The following is a 19039-nucleotide window of genomic DNA, read 5'->3' on the forward strand; positions in this document are numbered from 1 at the left end:
CGGGCAGGCCATACGGTGGGGGAACCGAGGCCCTCCACTTGTAGGTAACACCTACCGCGCGCTCCGCGCGCGAAAGACGCGCTCCACGCGCGAAGACCGCGCTGCGCGCGCCGGAAAGACGCGCTGCGAGCGGGAGGGTGGGGTCGGCCTCCGGCCCCCGGTCACCATTGTCCCAGCGGGGTACGACAGTTTTGGGCGTCGCGGGTCAGGAGCGTTTGACTTCGCGCAGGCGTGGGATTGCCGAGATCAGGAGCGCTACCAGCAGGCCGATGGCCAGGCACCACACCACCACGGCCACGTCGAACAGGGTCAGCGCCACCGCGCCGAACGCCAGCACGCCCGCCCACAGGTAGATCAGCAGGACGGCTCGGCGCTGGGAGTGGCCGATTTCCAGCAGGCGGTGGTGCAGGTGCATCTTGTCCGCCGAGAACGGGCTCTCGCCCCGGCGTGTGCGTCGGACCACCGCCATCAGCAGGTCCAGCAGTGGCACGAACAGCACCGCCGCGACGACCACCAGTGGTGAGAGGAGGCCTAGCAGGTCCTTCGTGACGACCGTGGACGAGTAGTTCAGCTTGCCCGATGCGCTGGTCGTGGCGGCGGCGAGCATCAGGCCGATGAGCATCGAGCCCGAGTCGCCCATGAAGATGCGGGCCGGGTTGAAGTTGTGCGGCAGGAAGCCCAGGCAGGCGCCGGCCAGGGTGGCGGCGATGAGGGCGGGTGGGTAGGAGCCGACGTCGCCGCCGTTGCGGGCCAGGACGCCGATGCTGAACGTGCAGGTCGCGGCGGCGGCGATGAGGCCGATGCCCGCCGCCAGGCCGTCCAGGCCGTCGACGAAGTTCATCGCGTTGACCATCGTGACCGCCAGCAGCACCGTGAGCAGCGCGCCCTGGTTCTGGTCGAGCACGAGCAGCGAGCCGGTGCCGGCGCCGTCGTCGCCCCACGGCACCCAGAACAGCAGCCACTGCAACCCGAACAGCACGAGGATGCCCGCGGAGGTGACCTGGCCGGCGAGTTTCGTCAGGGAGTCGAGTTCGAAGCGGTCGTCCAGCACGCCGACCAGGACGATCACGCCGCCGCCGACGATGACCGCCCACGGGTCGTCGGAGAAGTCGAACGCGGCGCGCAGCACCGGCAGCTGGTGGGCCAGCAGCATGCCGCCGAGGACGCCGCCGTACATGGCGAGGCCGCCCATCCGGGGCATGGGCTTGACGTGGACGTCGCGCTGCCGCGGGTAGGCCACCGCGCCGATCCGGAAGGCCAGCTTCCGGACCAGGCCGACGAGCAGGAAGGTCACGACTGCGGAGGTCAGCGCGACGAGCAGGTACTCCCGCGCGGGGAGGACGTTCGAGGCGTCGGGCACGTGGTGCTAGCCCCTCGGGGATGCGGACACGGTGGGGAGGGTGCCCACGCTACTCCGATCGGGAAGATCCACTAGCGGGCGACCTCGACTTCGACACCGAGCACCTCGCGCAGGTCGGCGACCGGGACGGCCCCTTCCCGCAGCACGACCGGGTCCGGCCCGGTGAGGTCCACGATGGTGGAGGCGGTGTTGTCCTCGCACGGCCCGCCGTCGAGGTAGACGCCGACGTCCTCGCCGAGCTGGTCCCACGCCTCCTGCGCGGTCGCGGCGGGCGGGAAGCCGGACTTGTTCGCGCTGGACACGGCCATCGGGCCGACGTCGCGCAGCAGTTCGAGGGCGACCGGGTGCAGCGGCATCCGGAGCATGACGGTGCCGCGCGTCTGCCCGAGGTCCCAGGACAGCGAGGGCGCGTGCTGGAGCACCAGGCTCAGGCCGCCGGGCCAGAACGCCTCGATGAGGGCGCGGGCCTGGCGCGGCACGGACAGCACGAGCCCGTCGACGGTGGTCCACGAGCCGACCAGGACGGGCACGGGCATGTCCGGCCCCCGCCCCTTGGCCTCCAGCAGGTGCCGGACGGCCTTGCCGTCGAAGGCGTCGCACCCGATCCCGTAGACGGTGTCGGTCGGCAGCACCACCAGCCGTCCGGACCGCACCGCACCCGCGGCGGCGGCGAGTCCGGCCGAGCGGTCGGACTGGACGGCGCAGTCGTAGAGCGTGCTCACGTGGTGATCCTGGCACAACACGCTCCGGGGTCACGCACTGTCCCCGCTCGCGCACGCGGACGGGGGCGCGGTTCAGACGCGGCGGGCGGTGGCGAAGCGGGGGCGGCCGGCCAGGTCCTTGTGGTCTTCCACGTCGGTGAGCACGCGCCGGGACGCCAGGAGGGCCGGGACGGACTCGCCGTGGGTGTCGTCGTGCTCGATGGCCACGTACCCGCCGGGCTTGAGCAGGCGGGCGGCCAGGGCGACCACCGGGCGGATCACGTCGAGGCCGTCGTCGCCGCCGAAGACCGCCGCGTGCGGGTCGTGGTCGGAGACCTCCGGTTGGACCGGGGTGCCCTCGGGGACGTAGGGCGGGTTGCACAGCACCAGGTCAACCGTGCCGTCCAAATCGGACAGGATGTCCGGTGCGGTGACGTCCCCGGCGTGCAGCACGATCGGGGTGTCGCCGGCCTCGCACCGGGCGTCGGCGTTGCGGCGCGCCCACGCCAGCGCGGCCGGGTCGCGTTCGACGGCGTGCACGACCGCGCCGGGCAGGTGGTGGGCCAGGGCCAGGGCCAGCGCGCCCGAGCCGGTGCACAGGTCCACCACCAGTGGTGATTTGTCTACTTTGGACAGCGCCCACACGAGCATCAGCTCGGTCTCCGGGCGCGGGATGAACACGCCCGGACCGACGCCCAGGTCCACCCCGCCCAGGTGCGCCCAGCCCGTCAGGTGCTGCAACGGGATGCGCTTGACCCGCTTGCGCACCAACTGGTGCAGCGCCTCCACCACCGGCGGGTCCACCAGCGGGATCAGGGGCAGCCGGGAGCGGTCCACGCCGAGGACGTGGGCCGCGAGGAGTTCGGCGTCGACGCGGGGGCTGTCGACCCCCGCTGCGGCCAGCATGCGTTCTGCTTCCAGCACGGCCGGCCGCAGCGGGTGTCGGGTCATGGGATCAGAGCCTAGAGGTCAGAAGTTGATCATGTGGCCGGCCAGGCCGTGGATCGCTTCCTTGACCGCTTCGCCCAGCGTCGGGTGCGCGTGGACGTTGCGCGCCACCTCGTGCACGGTCAGGTCCCACTGCTGGGCCAGGGTCAGCTCCGGCAGCAGTTCCGTCACGTCCGGGCCGATCAGGTGGCCGCCGAGCAGCTCGCCGTACTTGGCGTCGCTGATCAGCTTCACGAAGCCCGCCGAGTCGCCGATGCCGTGCGCCTTGCCGTTGGCCGTGAAGGGGAACTTCGCCACCTGCACGTCGAAGCCCTTCTCGCGGGCCTGCGCCTCGGTGTAGCCGAAGCTCGCGATCTGCGGCTGGCAGTAGGTGGCGCGCGGGATCATCACGAAGTCCAGCTCCTGGGTCTCCGCGCCCGCGATGGTCTCCGCCGCGATGATGCCCATCGACTCGGCCGCGTGCGCCAGCATGAGCTTCGCGGTGACGTCGCCGATGGCGTAGATGTTCGGCACGTTCGTCCGACCGCGACCGTCCACCGCGATCGCGCCGCGCTCGGTCAGCTGCACACCGGTGTTCTCCAGGCCGTAACCCTCGGTGCGCGGCTGGAAGCCGATGGCCTGGAGCACCTTGTCGGCCTCCAGCACCTCTTCCTTGCCGTCCTTCGACACGGTCACGCGGACCTTCGCGCCGGAGTCGTCGATGCCCTCCACGCGGGTGCCGACGCGGACGTCGATGCCCAGCCGCTTGTAGCGCTTGGCCAGCTCCGTGGACACGTCCACGTCCTCCAGCGGCACCACCCGGTCGAGGAACTCCACGATCGTGACCTTGACGCCGTAGTTGTGCAGCACGTACGCGAACTCGACGCCGATGGCGCCGGCGCCCGCGATGATGATGCTCTCCGGCAGGTCCGACGACAGGATCTGCTCTTCGTAGGTCACGACCCGCTCGGACAGCTTGGTGCCCGGCAGCAGGCGGGTCTGCGCGCCGGCGGCGATGATCACGTTGGTGAACGTGACCGTCTCGTCGCCCACCTTGATGGTGTTGGCGTCCACGAACGTGCCACGGCCGTTGTACTCCGTGATGCCGTTCTTCTTCATCAGGAAGTGCACGCCCTTGACGCGCCCGTCCGCGACCTTGCGGCTGCGGTCGAACGCGGCGCCGTAGTCGAACTTCACGGTGCCGTCGACCTGGATGCCGTAGGTCTTCTGCTCGTGCGTGAACAGGTGCGCCAGCTCGGCGTTGCGCAGCAGCGCCTTCGACGGGATGCAGCCCACGTTCAGGCAGACCCCGCCCCAGTAACGCTCCTCGATGACCGCGGTCTTCAACCCGAGCTGGGCCGCGCGGATCGCGGCGACGTACCCGCCTGGCCCAGCACCGAGGACCACGACGTCAAAGTGTGCGCTCATAGGCGACAGATTAGGTGCCCAGTTGGTCGGACAAGAACTCGATGGTGCGATGCCACGCGTCGGCGCGGGCGGCGGCCGTGGCGCCCGGCGTGCCGCCCGTCTCGAACAGCACCGAGGGGCCGGGCACCAGCAGGTCGGCGGTCGGGCGGTGCGGCGGGCCCGCGATCAGGTGTCCTGCCTCGGGGTACACCACGTGCTCGTACGGGAAGGGGTGCCCGTGCTCGGCCAGCCGGCGTTCGGCGACCGCGCTCAGCTCCACGCACGGCCACGTGTGGTCGCGTCCGGATGAGAGGAGCAACACACCCCCGTTGATGCGCTCGACGGGGATCTCCGTGTCCTCGGGGATGCCGTCGGACAGGTCGTAGGCGAGCCCCAGCGGCACCGGGTCGCCGTCCACGACCCGGCGGCGGAGCTCGTCCGGGACGGTGTAGGGCAGGTACGGCAGCGGGCGGCCCTGGTGGGTCCACGACGCGGCCTCCAGGTCGAGCTTCTCCAGCAGCCGGGAGCCGGGGCCGACGCACTGGGTCACCACGCCGCTGCCGACCACGCTGACCACCGCGTTGACCTGCGGGTGGGTGGCGCCGACGAGCAACGCCAGCTCGGCGCCGCGCGACCCGCCGACGAGACCGATCCGGCGGTCCCCCAGGTAGGTGATGGCGGTGCCGACGTACTCGAGCGGGATGTCCACGAGGTCGTCCGGCAGGCCGTCCACGCCGAAGTACGCCAGCGCGAGGGCGGCGAAGCCGTAGCGGGCCAGCAGCGCCGCGTCCTCCTCGTGCAGCCCGCCCTCGGAGCCGCCGAGGACGATGACGCCCGGGTGGACGTCGCCGTCGTCGGGCTCGTAGAGCACGCCGACCAGGCCGTTCTCGGTGACCTCGGTGCGCCGCAGCCCGTGCGGCACGCGCAGCCGCTCGACCTCGACCTTGCCGACGCCGTCCACCTCGACCAGCGTCGGACCGGGCTCGTCACCCGTTGGGGTCATCGACCAGAACAACCCCATCGGGTCGACACCGTCGTAGGAGCCCTCCACGGGCGCGTGCCGGGTCAGGTCCACCACGCCGCGCTCGTCCGCGCGGAACACCGCCTCGGCGGCCCGGTCGCCGGTCGTGGCGCGCACGGTCGTCTCCGCGTCGGGTTCGAGGCCGACGACCTTGATGTCGAGGGAGGTGTCGAGGGGGGCGCTCTGCGGGGTCACCAGGATTTCCGCCATCGTGCGCCTCCCGTCGCGTCACCCGCCGGCGAGCCGTTCCGCCCGATCGGCCGCCGCGAGCGCGTCGAGCACCGCGTCCAGGTCGCCGTCGAGCACTTGATCCAGGTTATGCGCTTTGTACCCAACGCGGTGGTCCGAGATGCGCGATTCCGGGAAGTTGTAGGTCCTCACCCGTTCGGAGCGGTCCACCGTGCGGATCTGGGCGCGGCGCGAGTCCGAGGCCTCCTGCTGGGCCTTCTCCTCGGCCAGCGCCTGGAGGCGCGCCTGGAGGACCTGCATGGCGCGGGCCTTGTTCTGGAGCTGGCTCCGCTCGTTCTGGCAGGAGACGACGATGCCGGTCGGCAGGTGCGTGATGCGCACGGCCGAGTCGGTCGTGTTGACGCTCTGCCCGCCCTTGCCGGACGAGCGGAACACGTCCACGCGCAGGTCGTTCTCGTCGATCTCGATCTCGACGTCCTCGGTCTCGGGGAACACGAGGACACCGGCCGCGCTGGTGTGGATGCGACCTTGGCTCTCGGTGACCGGCACCCGCTGCACGCGGTGCACGCCACCCTCGTACTTCAGCCGCGACCACACGCCGTCGGGCGAGTCGCCCCGGGACTTGATGGCGACCGTGACGTCCTTGAAGCCGCCCAAGTCGGAATCGGTGCCGTCGAGCACCTCGGCCTTCCAGCCGTGGCGCTCGGCGTAACGCAGGTACATGCGCAGCAGGTCGCCCGCGAACAGCGCGGACTCCTCGCCGCCCTCACCGGACTTGATCTCCATGACCACGTCGGCGGAGTCGTGCGGGTCACGCGGCAGCAGCAGCTCGGTGAGCCGCTCCTCCAGCTGCGGGACGCGCGAGGTCAGCTCGGTGACCTCGTCGGCGAACACCGGGTCCTCGGCGGCGAGCTCCCGCGCGGTTTCGAGGTCCGACTTGACCTGCTCCAGCTCGCGGGCGGTGCGCACGATCGGGGTCAACTCGGCGTAGCGCTTGCCGAGCTTGCGCGCACCCGCCTGGTCCGCGTGCACCGAGGGGTCGGCGAGCTTCGCCTCCAGCTCGGCGTGCTCGGCGAGCAGTGCTTCCAGCGTCACGGTGCGCGTCCTTCTCGTGGGTGGTGAGACGACAACGGCGCCCACCCGCGGCACGGGTGGACGCCGTTGTGGTTGCTACTTGGCGCGCTTGCCGTAGCGGGCCTCGAAGCGCGCGACCCGGCCACCGGTGTCGAGGATCTTCTGCTTGCCGGTGTAGAACGGGTGGCAGTTCGAGCAGACCTCGACGTGGATGGCACCGGAGGTCTTGGTGCTGCGCGTGGTGAACGTGTTCCCACAGCCGCAGGTGACCTCGGTCGTCACGTACTCGGGGTGGATGCCGGTCTTCAACGTCTTGTCCCTCTCTCTGGTTGGCCGCCGGGTCCTCGCTGGTGCGATGAGGTGAACCGGAGCCGGACTCGACCTGACAGTCTGCCAGATCCCGTCTGCGGACGTTGCAACGCGTTCCGGACCTGCGATGTTCCCGTGTCCCACCTCACTACCGCTCGCCGACGCCCGCCGACCTTTCGGCGCACGGGGTAACCGCTCGACTACTCCCGAACAAGCCCCGTGTCGTGTACCCCTCACACTGTGCGCGTGCTGTGCGCAACCGGACGCCCCATGCGTGTGACCACTTGGATGGCCATGCCGTTCCTGTTCGTGAGCGCGGTTCTGGGCCTGACAGGCGTGGCCGGGTTGGCAGTGGGCTCGACACGTGACATGGCACTGTCGGTCGCACTGTTCGGCGCGGCGGTGGCGGTCACCTTGGCGGGTGGCGGGATGGTCGCTTGGCGCAGGGCTTGGCAGCGGGTGGTGCTGCGGTGGGGGTATCCGGCCTCGGTGCTGGCGCTGGGTGTGGTGGTGGACGGGGTGCGGGTGCCTCTGGTGGCGGTCGTGAGCATCGGGGTGCCGGTGCTGTTGCTGCTGGTCACGCAGTACGTGGTGGAACGCCGCCGAACCACCGCCGAGTCCGACGAACCCCTCGCCACAACGCCTTACGGCGGCTGCTGACCCAACCCCCACGAAACCGGCCGCCCGCTCTGACTACCAGCCCCCGCCAAACCGGCAGCGCACGCTTTTCATGAAGCTGCCGCACGGCACACCTCTGCCTGGGCTTCTTGCTTGTGTCATCCCCGTATGGCCTGCCCGAAGGGCTACCGCATTTTCCGGGGGTTGCAGCCGAAAGTTTTTGCGAGGAACGAGCAAAAAGTTTTAGCGGCAACCCCCGGAAAATGTGGTTGGCTTTGCCAGGCCATACGGGGATGACACAAGCAAGAAGCCCCCGCCTCTTCTTTTGCTTTGTGTCCATCCTTGGCGGCCTGCCCGCCGGCGAGGCTCTTTTAATCTTTGGAGTTGCGCTTCGCTTCCTCAAGCCACGCTTCGCGGGTTCGAACGGGACGCGCTCCGCGCTCTCAAGCTCGAACGCGCTTCGCGCTCTCAAGCGGGCAGGGAGACCACCGATGGGGGTGAAGGGCGTCGGTCCCCCCACCGCATGGCCTGGCGGAGCCAACCACACTTTGCCGGGGTTGTCCAAAAAACTTTTGCTCGTTCCTCACAAAACTTTTTCAGGACAACCCCGACAAAGCGTGGTTGCCCTTCGGGCAGGCCATACGGTGGGGGAACCGAGGCCCTCCACTTGTAGGTAACACCTACCGCGCGCTCCGCGCGCGAAGTGCGCGCTGCGCGCGCCAGGAGGTCGTGCTGGGCGTGCCGAGAAGCCCGAGGCGTTTGGGGTGGAAAGCGAACGGCCCGTCCTTCCCTTGCGGGATGGACGGGCCGTTCGGGTCTTGCGGTTGGGCGTCAGTCGTTGTCTGCGCCCGGCGTGGTCTTCGCGACCTGCATCAGGAACTCGATGTTCGTCCGGCTCTTGCGGAGGCGGTCGAGCAGGAGGTCGATGGCCTGTTGGCCGTCGAGGGCGTGCAGGACTCGGCGGAGCTTGTGCATGACCGCCATTTCGTCCGGCGACAGCAGCAGCTCCTCCTTTCGGGTGCCGGAGGCGTCGACGTCCACGGCCGGGAAGGTGCGCTTGTCGGCGATCTTCCGGTCCAGCTTCAGTTCGGCGTTGCCGGTGCCCTTGAACTCCTCGAAGATCACGCTGTCGCCGGCCGAACCGGTTTCGACCAGCGCGGTCGCGATCACCGTGAGCGAGCCGCCGCCCTCGATGTTGCGGGCCGCGCCGAGGAAGCGCTTCGGCGGGTACAGGGCCGTCGAGTCGACACCACCGGACAGGATCCGGCCGCTCGCCGGCGCCGCCAGGTTGTAGGCGCGGCCTAGACGGGTGATCGAGTCCAGCAGCACGACCACGTCGTGGCCCATCTCGACCAGGCGCTTCGCCCGCTCGATGGCCAGTTCCGAGATCGTGGTGTGGTCCGACGGCGGGCGGTCGAAGGTGGAGGCGATGACCTCGCCCTTCACCGACCGCTGCATGTCCGTGACCTCTTCGGGGCGCTCGTCCACCAGGACCACCATCAGGTGGCACTCGGGGTTGTTCTTCGTGATCGCGTTGGCGATCGACTGGAGCACCGAGGTCTTGCCGGCCTTCGGCGGGGACACGATGAGCGCGCGCTGGCCCTTGCCGATCGGCATCACCAGGTCGATGACGCGGGTCGTCAGGATGTGCGGCTCGGTCTCCAGCCGCAGGCGCTCGTTCGGGTACAGCGGCGTGAGCTTGGTGAAGTCGGGGCGGTTGCGCGACTCCTCCGGGTCCAGGCCGTTGATCTTGTCCACGCGCACCAGCGGGTTGAACTTCTGCCGCTGCTGCTCGCCCTCGCGGGGCTGGCGGACGGCGCCGATGATCGCGTCACCGCGGCGCAGGCCGTACTTGCGCACCAGCGACAGCGACACGTAGACGTCGTTCGGCCCGGCCAGGTAGCCCGACGTGCGGACGAACGCGTAGTTCTCCAGCACGTCGAGGATGCCCGCGACGGGCAGCAGGACGTCGTCCTCGCGCACCTCGGTGTCGGTGCTGCCGCCGGCGCTGTCGCCACGGCCGCCACGACGACGGCGGTCGCGGAAGCGGCGACCGCGACGGCCGCCTTCCTCGTCACCGTCGTCCTCGATGATGTTGTTGTTGGCGCTGCCGCCGCCCTGCCGGTTGCGGTCGCGGTCGCGGTCCCTGTCGCGATCCCGGTCCCGGTCACGGTTGTCGCCCCGGTCGCGGTCACGGTCGCGGCGGTTGCCGCGGTCGCCCCGCTCGCCGCGGTCCTGCCGGTCGCCGCGATCGCCGCGGTCCTGGCGGTCGCCGCGGTCGGAGCGGTCCTGGCGGTCGCCGCGGTCAGCCCGGTCCTGGCGGTCACCGCGGTCGGCGCGGTCCTGGCGCTGTTCGCGGGGCTGGTCGGCGCGGTCCTGCTGCGGGCGCTGGTCCTGCTGCGGGCGCTCCTGGGGTTGCGTTGGAGCCTCGGCGGCGGGGGTGGCGGTCGCCGCGGGGGCGGTGGCGGTGGCCTGGGCTTCCGGGCTGCCCGCCGGGCGGTTCGCGGAGCGGCGGCGGCGGTTGCCGCGGCGGTTGCTCTCCTCCTCGGCCGGGCGGTCGGCGACGTCGAGCTGCGCTTGCGTCGGCCGGTCCACCGGCTGCTCGGCGGCGGGCTTCTCGGCTGCCGCGGGCTTCTCGGCGGTGGCCTTGGGGGCCGACTTCTTCTCGGCCTTCGGCGGCGTCGCGGCACTGCCCCGACCGGAGGTGCCGCCCTGACGCTCCTTGATGGCCGCGATGAGGTCGCCCTTGCGGAGTCCGGCCGTGCCGGTGATGCCGAGCTGACCGGCGAGCTCACGAAGCTCGGCGAGCACCATGCCGGAAAGGCCCGCCCGCTTGCGCGGCGGGGCGCTGCCGTTCGAAGGGGTGGTCAGAGCGTTCTCCTCGGCTCCGGAACTGGCAGCGGCGTTGGGAGCAGCTGGAGCTTCGCTGCTCAGCACATCAGTGTTGCTCACACATGTCCTTCCTGACCGGACCGCGCCTCCTACGCGGCCCAGCGGACCTGCCGTCCGACGGAATGCGGATCGACAGTTACGCCTGCGTGCAAGCGGACCTCGGAGCGCACGAATGCGGAGTCCACCGGCACGAAACGTTCTCGGTCACACGGCGAGCGGGTGCCTTCCAGCGCCAACCCCGCCCGTACGGCACAGGGCCAAGTCACTGGAGGAATGCGATCCGGAGCGAGTGTCCGGGCACCACACCGGCGCCCGTGCGCGCGGTGACTGATGGCCCCGAGGGTAGACGCCGCTCCGGCCAGGTGCAACAACCGGGGCGCGGCGCGTCGCATCACTCAACCGAGTGGCGCAACGCGCACTCCCCCGCCGTCCACGGGAACGTGGTGCGGGGTGAAGCCCGACACGTCCACCGCGTCGGGCAGTTTGCCGTCCTCCGGCAACGCCAGCACGGTCGGCCCGGCGCCGGACACCGCAGCTGGCACCCCGGCCGCCCGCAGCGCCTTGACCAGCGCGAACGTCTCCGGCCAGGCGGGTTCGCGGTACGGCTCGTGCAGCCGGTCGTCCAGGGCCGCGAGCAGCAGGGAGGGGTCCGCGGTGAGGGCGTGGACGGCCAGCGCGGACCGCCCGGCGGCGAACGCGGCGTCCGCGTGCGGCACCGAAGCGGGCAGCAGGCCGCGGGTCGTCTTGGTGGACGACTCGACCTCGGGCACCAGCACCACGGGCCGCAACGCGGGGTGCGCTTCGAGACGCACCGCGCGGAACCGGTCACCCTGCGTCCACGCCACGGCGACGCCGCCGAACATCGCCGCCGCCGCGTTGTCCGCGTGGCCCTCGAACTCCGCTGCGAGTTGCAACGCGGTTGTGTCCAACTCGTGCCCGGCCAGCGCGTATCCGGCCGCGATGCCCGCGACGACGGCCGCCGAGGACGAGCCCAGGCCGCGGGCGTGCGGGATGGCGTTCCGGCAGCGCAGCGCCAAGCCCGGAACGTTCACCGACAGCAGTGAACAGGCGGCCCGGAAGGCCCGGACCACCAGGTGCGACTCGTCGGAGGGGACGGACGCGGAGCCCTCGCCGGTGACCTCGATCACCAAGCCGGCCGGCACGACCTCGAACTCCACCTCGTCGTGGAGGCCGAGCGCCATGCCGAGCGCGTCGAACCCCGAGCCGAGGTTCGCGGTGGACGCGGGGACGGTGACGCGGACGCCGGTCACGACAGTTCCAGCGCGGTGGCCACCGCGCCGGGGTCGACCGGGACGGGCTCCACCTCGGCCATGCCGAGCAGCGCCGTGTCCGGGTCCTTCAGGCCGTGGCCGGTGACCGTGCAGACGACCACCGAGCCCCGGGGCAGGCGGCCGTCGGCGGCGGTGGCCAGCAGGCCCGCCACGCTGGTCGCGGACGCGGGCTCGACGAAGATGCCGTCGCGGGCGGCCAGCAGCCGGTAGGCCTCCAGGATCTTCTCGTCCGTCACGGCCTCGAACAGGCCGCCGGACTCGTCCTTGGCGGTCACCGCGCCGGTCCACGACGCCGGGCTGCCCACGCGGATGGCGGTGGCGATGGTCTCCGGGTTCGCGACCGGCTCGCCCAGCACCAGCGGCGCCGCGCCGGCGGCCTGGAAGCCGAACATGCGCGGGGTCGCGCCGATCACGCCGTCCTTGGCGTAGTCGGAGTAGCCGCGCCAGTACGCGGTGATGTTGCCGGCGTTGCCGACCGGGAGGCAGTGGACGTCGGGCGCGCGGCCCAGGACGTCGCAGATCTCCCAGGCGGCGGTCTTCTGGCCGATGAGCCGGACCGGGTTCACCGAGTTGACCAGGGTGATCGGGTACTCGGCCGAGGTCTTGGCGGCCAGTTCGAGGCAGTCGTCGAAGTTGCCGTCGATCTGGAGGATGCGGGCGCCGTGCGCGACCGCCTGGGCGAGCTTGCCCAGCGCGATCTTGCCGCGCGGCACCAGGACGGCGGCGGTGAGGCCGGCCTTGGCCGCGTAGGCGGCGGCGCTGGCGGAGGTGTTGCCGGTCGACGCGCAGATCACGGCCTTGGTGCCGCTCGCCAGCGCGTAGGTCATGGCCACGGTCATGCCGCGGTCCTTGAACGACCCGGTGGGGTTCGCGCCCTCGACCTTGATGTGGACCTCGCAGCCGGTCACCTCGGAGAGGTACTCCGAGTGCACCAGTGGGGTGCCACCCTCGTGGAGGGTGATCACGCGAGCACCCTCCGGCAGGTCGATCCGGTCCGCGTAGGCGTGGATGATGCCCGGCCACCCCGGCCGAGCTGAGGTCCGATTGTCGGCTCCGCCGACGGTCGCCTGGGCTGTCACGATTCTTCGCCTTCCACCCGCATGACACTCACGACTTCTCGAACCACGGGCAGTCCGCCGATTTTGTCCACGGTCGACCGCAGTGCCGCGTCGGTCGCGGCGTGGGTCACGATCACCAGGCTGGCGTCGTCGACCCGCCCCTCCTGCCGCACCGCCGCGATGCTCACGTCGTGCTCCGCGAACACCGCCGCGACCTGCGACAACACACCTGGCCGGTCGGCCACGTCGAGGCTGATGTGGTACCTGGTGGGCGTCTGGCCCATCGGCCGCACGGGCAGCGCCGCGTACGCCGACTCGCGCGGTCCGCGCCCGCTGACCACTCGGTTGCGGGCCACCGCGACCAAGTCGCCGAGCACCGCGCTGGCCGTGGGCGCGCCGCCCGCGCCCTTGCCGTAGAACATCATCTCGCCGGCCGCGTCGGCCTCCACGAAGACCGCGTTGAACGCGCCGTTCACGCCGGCGAGCGGGTGGGTCCGGGGGATCATCGCGGGGTGGACGCGCACCGAGACCGACTCGGACCCGTTCTCGGTCACGCGCTCGCAGATCGCCAGCAGCTTGACCGTCCGGCCCAGGCCCTTGGCGGCGGCGATGTCGGCCGCGCTGACCTGCGCGATGCCCTCGCGGTGCACGTCGGCGGCGGTGACCCGGGTGTGGAAGGCCAGGGACGCCAGGATCGCGGCCTTGGAGGCGGCGTCGAAGCCGTCCACGTCCGCGGTCGGGTCCGCCTCCGCGTAACCCAGCCGGGTGGCCTCCTCCAGCGTCTCGCCGTAGCTCGCCCCGGTGGAGTCCATACCCGAGAGGATGAAGTTCGTGGTGCCGTTGACGATCCCCATCACGCGCGTGATGCGGTCGCCTGCCAGCGACTCGCGCAGCGGTCGGATCAGCGGGATCGCGCCCGCCACGGCCGCCTCGAAGTACAGGTCCGCGCCGCAGGAGTCGGCGGCCTCGAACAGCTCGCCCGAGTGCTCGGCGAGCAGCGCCTTGTTGGCCGTGACGACCGACTTGCCCGACCGCAGCGCCTGGAGCAGCAGGGTCCGGGTCGGCTCGATACCGCCGATGACCTCGACCACGACGTCCACGTCGGGGGAGGCGACCAGGGCCTGCGCGTCCGTGGTCAGCAGCTCGGCGGGCACCTCGCGGTGCTTGTTGGGCCGGCGCACGGCGATGCCCGCGAGTTCCACGGGCGCGCCGACCCGCGCGGTCAGGTCCGCCGCGTGGTCGGTCAGGAGCCGGACCACCTCGGTGCCGACCGTGCCGCAGCCCAGCAGCGCGACTTTGATCGGTTTCTGGCCAGGCACGTCATACCTCCAGGCGGAACAGGTCTTCCTCGGTCTCCCGGCGCAGCAGCAGCCGCGAGGCGCCGTCGGACACCGCGGCGAGCGCGGGCCGGGGCAGGCGGTTGTAGCCGCTGGCCATCGAGTAGCAGTAGGCCCCGGTCGCCGCGACCGCGATGAGGTCGCCGGGCGCCAGGTCGTCGGGCAGCCAGCAGTCGCGCACCACGACGTCGCCGGACTCGCAGTGCTTGCCGACGACGCGGCACAACACCGCCTTGGTGTCCGGCTCGGCCTTGCGGGAGACCACCTTGCAGTCGTACACGGCGTCGTAGAGCGCGGTACGGATGTTGTCGCTCATGCCGCCGTCGACGCTGACGTACCGGCGGATCGCGCCGGCGTCGAGCTGGACGTCCTTGATGGTGCCGACCTCGTACACGGTGACCGTGCCGGGGCCGACGATCGCGCGACCGGGTTCGACGGCGATCTTGGGCGCGGGCAGGCCCGCGTGCTCGCACTCCTTGGCCACGATGTTGGTGAGCTGGCGGGCCAGTTCGGCGGGCGGCGGCGGGTCGTCGTCCGGCGTGTAGGCGATGCCCAGACCGCCGCCGAGGTCCACAGTGGACACCTGGTCGAGGACGGTGTCGCCGTGCTCGTCGCGCAGGTCGGCCAGCAGCCCGATCACCCGGCGGGCCGCCACCTCGAAGCCGCTGGCGTCGAAGATCTGCGAGCCGATGTGGCTGTGCAGCCCGACGAGCCGGAGCCCTTCCGCCTTGAGCACGCGCCGCGCCGCTTCCGCCGCGTCCCCGGAGGACAGCGAGAAGCCGAACTTCTGGTCCTCGTGGGCGGTCGCGATGAACTCGTGGGTGTGCGCCTCGACGCCGACGGTCACCCGGATCATCACCGGCTGCACCACCCCGCGCTCGCGGGCCACCTGGTCCAGGCGGGCGATCTCGTAGAACGAGTCCAGCACCACCGCGCCGACCCCCGCCTCCACGGCGGCTTCCAGCTCGGCGACGGACTTGTTGTTGCCGTGCAACGCGATCCGCTCGGCCGGGAAGTCGGCGCGCAACGCGATGGCGAGCTCGCCGCCGCTGCACACGTCGATGCTCAGCCCCTCCTCGGCGACCCACCGGGCCACCGCGACGGACAGGAACGCCTTCGACGCGTAGTGCACCTGCGTCGGGTCGCCGAACGCCTCGGCGTGGTCGCGGCAGCGGGACCGGAAGTCCTGCTCGTCCATCACGAACAGCGGGGTGCCGTGCTCCTCGACGAGCTGCCGGACGTCGACACCGCCGAAGCGGACCGCGCCGTCGTCACCCCGCTGGGCGTTGCGCGGCCACACGTGCGGGTGAAGCCGGTCGAGCTCGTCCGAGGTGGACGGCCGGTTGCCGGCGGTGTTGGAGGGGACGAGGACGTCCGCGTGCCGGGGACCGGCGGGGTGCGCCCTCATCACATCTGCTCCGGCGCGGTGACGCCCAGCAGGCCCAGACCGTTGCGGAACACCTGGCGGGTCGCCGCGCACAGCGCCAGCCGGGCGCGGTGCAGCTCGGTGGTCTCCTCGTCGCCCCGCGGCAGCACCCGGCACTGCTCGTAGAACCGGTGGTAGGTGCCCGCCAGCTCCTCCAGGTAGCGCGCGATCCGGTGCGGCTCGCGCAGCTCGCCCGCCGTCGCCACGACCCGCGGGAACTCGCCGATCGTGCGGATCAGGTCGCCCTCGCGGTCGTGCTGGAGCAGCTCGAACTGGTCACCCTGCGTGACGCCGAGGTCGGCGCCGTTGCGCAGGACCGAGGACAGCCGCGCGTGGGCGTACTGGACGTAGAAGACCGGGTTCTCGTTGGTCCGCTTGCGCAGCAGGTCCAGGTCGATGTCCAGGCTGGAGTCCGCCGAGGACCGGGACATGGCGTACCGGGCGGCGTCCACGCCCACCGCCTCCACCAGGTCCTGCATGGTGATGACCGTGCCGGCGCGCTTGCTCATCCGGACCGGCCTGCCCTCGCTGACCAAGTTCACCATCTGGCCGATCAGGACCTCGACCGCCTTCGGGTCGTCGCCCAGCGCCGCAGCCGCGGCCTTCAGCCGGCCGATGTAGCCGTGGTGGTCCGCGCCGAGCATGTAGATGCACAGGTCGAACCCGCGCGACCGCTTGTCCAGGAAGTACGCGATGTCGCCGGCGATGTAGGCCGGGTCGCCGTCGCGCTTGATGACCACCCGGTCCTTGTCGTCACCGTATTCGGTGGTCCGCAGCCACCAGGCGCCGTCCTCGAAGTACAGGCCGCCGGAGGTCTTGAGCTGCTCGATGGCCTTCGCGACCGCGCCCGACTCGTGCAGCGAGTTCTCGTGGAAGTACACGTCGAAGTCGGTGCCGAAGTCGTGCAGGTCCCGCTTGATCTCGTCGAACATCAGGTTCACGCCGATGCGCCGGAAGATCTCGTGGGAGTCCTCGGCGGACAGGGCGGTGGGCTCCTGCTTGAGCACCTCGGCGGCGATGTCGGAGATGTAGCCGCCCGCGTAGCCGTCCTCGGGGGCCGGCTCGCCCTTGGCGGCGGCGATCAGGGACCGCACGAACCGGTCGATCTGGGCGCCGGCGTCGTTGAAGTAGTACTCGCGGGTCACGTCGCCGCCGTTGGCCGCGAGGATGCGCCCCAGCGCGTCGCCGACCGCCGCCCACCGGGTCCCGCCCAGGTGGATGGGGCCGGTCGGGTTCGCGGACACGAACTCCAAGTTGATCTTGATCCCGGCCAGCTGGTCGCCCCGGCCGTACGCGTCGCCCGCCTCCAGCGCGGTGCGCACGATGCCGCCCTGGGCGTCGGCGGCGAGCCGCAGGTTCAGGAAGCCCGGCCCGGCCACCTCGGCGGACGCGACGGCGTCCGTCCCCGCAAGCGCCTCCGCCAGCCATCCGGCCAGGTCACGGGGCACGACACCGGCCTTCTTGCCGATCACCAGGGCCAGGTTCGTCGCGTAGTCGCCGTGCTCGGGGTTGCGCGGTCGCTCGATGGTCACCGCGGCGGGGAGGACGGCGGGGTCGAGGCCGCGGGTGGACAGCACGTCCACGGCCGTCGCACGGACCAGATCAGCGAGCGCAGCGGGAGTCACCCGTCAAGTCTAGGGAAGTGTTGCCGCAGGTCTCGACCGGGATACGCGTCCCGAGGAGTGGGAGTGACGCACGTCCCGCAAGTGTTGACGAACACCCCTGGTGACCGGCAGTTGACGGTGATCAGACACGGTGTCCCTACACTGGCCCGCGGCATGGGCGTATGACGACGGACCTGAGGCGGACATGACCAGCGGCAAGAAGACTAAGGCCGCGCGCTCCAGCGTGGCGGCGGCGCGGTCCTCGGTGGTGGCGAAGAAGCCAAAGCCGTGGGGCACCATCATCGCGGTGATCGCCGTGTTGGCGCTGGCGGGCACCGTGTTCGGGTATGCCTACTCGCAGATCTCCGAGAAGAACCGGCAGGAAGCCGCACTGGCCAAGTGGCAGCCGTCGGAGGAGAACAAGGACCCGTCCGACCAGATCCAGGGCGTGGTGAAGAAGGAGTACCCGGCCGGCAAGCACGTGCAGCCGATGCAGCGGGTGGCCTACGACCAGTCCCCGCCCTTCGGTGGTCCGCACGACGGCGCCTGGGCGAACTGCACCGGCGTCGTCTACGCGAAGCCCGTGCGCACGGAGAACATGGTCCACGCGCTGGAGCACGGTGCGGTCTGGATCGCCTACAACCCGGACCAGATCACCGGTGAGGCGCTGGACAAGCTGAAGGCCAAGGCCGACGGCCAGCAGTACACGATGCTGTCCCCGTACCCGGGCCTGGACAAGCCGGTGTCCCTCCAGTCGTGGGGCCACCAGCTGAAGGTCGAGAGCGCGGACGACGAGCGCATCGACCAGTTCATCAAGTCGCTGCGCCGCAACCAGTACACGTACCCGGAGATCGGCGCGGCCTGCGACTCGCCGACCTTCGACATCGACAACCCGCCGCCCTTCGTGGGCGAGAAGCCGGGCCCCGACGCGGTCCCGATGGAGGGCGGCACGGCCGACCCGACCGAAAACCCGACGGCCGCTCCCACCACCCAGCCGAGCAGCTGACGTTGACCACTCCGGACCAGCGCCCCAGCACCGCCACCAGGACTCTCGTAGCCACGGTGGCGGTGCTGGCGGTGCTGCTCCTGGGCGCGGCGGTGGGATTGCTCATCCAACTCCCGGGCAAGGACAACACGTCGGTCCCGGCAAAGGACTCGGTGGACGTCGGCTTCTCCCAGGACATGGCCGTGCACCACATCCAGGGCATCAGCATGGCCAACACGGCAAGGGACAAGACGACAACGCCGGCCATCCGCCAACTGGCCTTCGACATCGAGTCGACCCAGCTGGAACAGGTCGGCCGCATGAAGGGCTGGCTCACCCTGTGGGGCGCGCCAGAACAGTCCCCAGACGGCACCCACATGAAGTGGATGACCACCGCCACCCACCACACGGCAGGCACCTCCACAACCGGCGGCACGGCCCTGATGCCCGGCATGGCAAGCTCGGAGGAACTGGCGAAACTCAGGTCCCTATCGGGCACCGAGTTCGACGTGTACTTCCTCCAACTCATGCTCCGCCACCACCAGGGCGGCGCCCCTATGGCGCAGTACGCGGCCACTCACGCAGGCCAGGACGCGGTACGAACCCTCGCGGACAACATGCTGAAGTCCCAGTCCAGCGAGAGCGAATACATGAAGCAACTACTGACCGAACGCGGCGCCAGCCCCCTCCAGTAGCCCTAAGCCGCACGCGAGTCTTTTCACGAACCTGCCGCACGGCACATCCCGCACGCGAAGGCTTTTGACGAAGCTGCCGCACGGCACACCTCTACCTGGGCTTCTTGCTTGTGTCATCCCCGTATGGCCTGCCCGAAGGGCTAC

At 70.8% G+C, this 19039-nt stretch carries 16 protein-coding genes; 3 read left to right on the forward strand and 13 right to left on the reverse strand.

The window, feature by feature from the left end; genetic code table 11:
- Window positions 1-205 precede the first annotated feature (205 nt).
- The 7 genes from WBN91_RS34015 to rpmE all read right to left on the reverse strand — a co-directional run bounded on the left by WBN91_RS34015 (window position 206) and on the right by rpmE (window position 6988).
- The gene (locus tag WBN91_RS34015) at window positions 206-1360 is read right to left on the reverse strand and encodes a glycosyltransferase family 4 protein (protein WP_337729199.1); all 1155 of its coding nucleotides are present in this window, start codon (window positions 1358-1360) and stop codon (window positions 206-208) included.
- Window positions 1361-1431: 71 nt separating this feature from the next.
- Complete coding sequence (locus WBN91_RS34020; protein ID WP_337729198.1) at window positions 1432-2082, reverse strand: L-threonylcarbamoyladenylate synthase; 651 nt, start codon at window positions 2080-2082, stop codon at window positions 1432-1434.
- 72 nt (window positions 2083-2154) lie between these two features.
- Window positions 2155-3012, reverse strand: coding sequence for a peptide chain release factor N(5)-glutamine methyltransferase (gene prmC, locus WBN91_RS34025; protein WP_337729197.1), 858 nt, complete (start codon window positions 3010-3012; stop codon window positions 2155-2157).
- Window positions 3013-3030: 18 nt separating this feature from the next.
- Window positions 3031-4416 (reverse strand): dihydrolipoyl dehydrogenase, encoded by a 1386-nt coding sequence (gene lpdA, locus WBN91_RS34030; protein ID WP_337729196.1) that lies wholly within the window; start codon window positions 4414-4416, stop codon window positions 3031-3033.
- A gap of 10 nt (window positions 4417-4426) precedes the next feature.
- Window positions 4427-5626 (reverse strand): acyl-CoA thioesterase/bile acid-CoA:amino acid N-acyltransferase family protein, encoded by a 1200-nt coding sequence (locus WBN91_RS34035; protein WP_337729195.1) that lies wholly within the window; start codon window positions 5624-5626, stop codon window positions 4427-4429.
- A gap of 18 nt (window positions 5627-5644) precedes the next feature.
- Entirely contained in the window at window positions 5645-6700 is a 1056-nt protein-coding gene (gene prfA, locus WBN91_RS34040; RefSeq protein WP_337729194.1) for a peptide chain release factor 1, read from the reverse strand.
- 75 nt (window positions 6701-6775) lie between these two features.
- Window positions 6776-6988 (reverse strand): 50S ribosomal protein L31, encoded by a 213-nt coding sequence (rpmE, locus tag WBN91_RS34045; protein ID WP_121225998.1) that lies wholly within the window; start codon window positions 6986-6988, stop codon window positions 6776-6778.
- Window positions 6989-7258: 270 nt separating this feature from the next.
- Between rpmE and WBN91_RS34050 the strand changes: the two genes are divergently transcribed.
- Window positions 7259-7648 carry a hypothetical protein gene (locus WBN91_RS34050; protein WP_337729193.1) on the forward strand — a complete coding sequence of 130 codons (390 nt, stop codon included), beginning with the start codon at window positions 7259-7261 and terminating at the stop codon, window positions 7646-7648.
- A gap of 789 nt (window positions 7649-8437) precedes the next feature.
- Here WBN91_RS34050 and rho read toward each other — a convergent pair.
- From rho to argS, 6 genes are all read right to left on the reverse strand, one after another.
- Complete coding sequence (gene rho, locus WBN91_RS34055) at window positions 8438-10558, reverse strand: transcription termination factor Rho (RefSeq protein ID WP_337727812.1); 2121 nt, start codon at window positions 10556-10558, stop codon at window positions 8438-8440.
- Between the two features lie 335 nt (window positions 10559-10893).
- Window positions 10894-11769: a homoserine kinase gene (thrB, locus tag WBN91_RS34060; protein WP_337727813.1), complete on the reverse strand. Its 876-nt coding sequence runs from the start codon at window positions 11767-11769 to the stop codon at window positions 10894-10896.
- A complete protein-coding gene (gene thrC, locus WBN91_RS34065) occupies window positions 11766-12869 on the reverse strand; it encodes a threonine synthase (RefSeq protein WP_337727814.1) in 1104 nt (367 codons plus the stop codon). The genes thrB and thrC overlap by 4 nt, the downstream gene beginning before the upstream one ends.
- Window positions 12866-14167 (reverse strand): homoserine dehydrogenase, encoded by a 1302-nt coding sequence (locus tag WBN91_RS34070; protein WP_337727815.1) that lies wholly within the window; start codon window positions 14165-14167, stop codon window positions 12866-12868. The genes thrC and WBN91_RS34070 overlap by 4 nt, the downstream gene beginning before the upstream one ends.
- A gap of 1 nt (window position 14168) precedes the next feature.
- Window positions 14169-15593, reverse strand: coding sequence for a diaminopimelate decarboxylase (gene lysA / locus WBN91_RS34075; protein WP_337727816.1), 1425 nt, complete (start codon window positions 15591-15593; stop codon window positions 14169-14171).
- On the reverse strand, window positions 15593-17236 hold the full coding sequence (gene argS / locus WBN91_RS34080; RefSeq protein ID WP_337727817.1) for an arginine--tRNA ligase: 1644 nt from the start codon (window positions 17234-17236) through the stop codon (window positions 15593-15595). Before argS ends, lysA begins: the two co-directional genes overlap by 1 nt.
- Window positions 17237-17420: 184 nt before the next feature.
- Between argS and WBN91_RS34085 the strand changes: the two genes are divergently transcribed.
- The gene (locus WBN91_RS34085; protein ID WP_337727829.1) at window positions 17421-18221 is read left to right on the forward strand and encodes a DUF3105 domain-containing protein; all 801 of its coding nucleotides are present in this window, start codon (window positions 17421-17423) and stop codon (window positions 18219-18221) included.
- A 2-nt stretch (window positions 18222-18223) separates the two neighbouring features.
- Window positions 18224-18895 (forward strand): DUF305 domain-containing protein, encoded by a 672-nt coding sequence (locus WBN91_RS34090; protein WP_337727818.1) that lies wholly within the window; start codon window positions 18224-18226, stop codon window positions 18893-18895.
- The last annotated feature ends 144 nt before the right edge of the window (window positions 18896-19039 follow it).

Source organism: Saccharothrix sp. CCNWYY140, assembly GCF_037401995.1.
Taxonomy (GTDB): domain Bacteria; phylum Actinomycetota; class Actinomycetes; order Mycobacteriales; family Pseudonocardiaceae; genus Actinosynnema.

Coding starts and splice junctions, on each gene's coding strand:
- WBN91_RS34035 (WP_337729195.1), bottom strand. CDS start 5,626: ATGGCGGAAATCCTGGTGACCCCGCAGAGCGCCCCCCTCGACACCTCC.
- WBN91_RS34050 (WP_337729193.1), top strand. CDS start 7,259: ATGCGTGTGACCACTTGGATGGCCATGCCGTTCCTGTTCGTGAGCGCG.
- lpdA (WP_337729196.1), bottom strand. CDS start 4,416: ATGAGCGCACACTTTGACGTCGTGGTCCTCGGTGCTGGGCCAGGCGGG.
- lysA (WP_337727816.1), bottom strand. CDS start 15,593: ATGAGGGCGCACCCCGCCGGTCCCCGGCACGCGGACGTCCTCGTCCCC.
- prmC (WP_337729197.1), bottom strand. CDS start 3,012: ATGACCCGACACCCGCTGCGGCCGGCCGTGCTGGAAGCAGAACGCATG.
- WBN91_RS34085 (WP_337727829.1), top strand. CDS start 17,421: ATGACCAGCGGCAAGAAGACTAAGGCCGCGCGCTCCAGCGTGGCGGCG.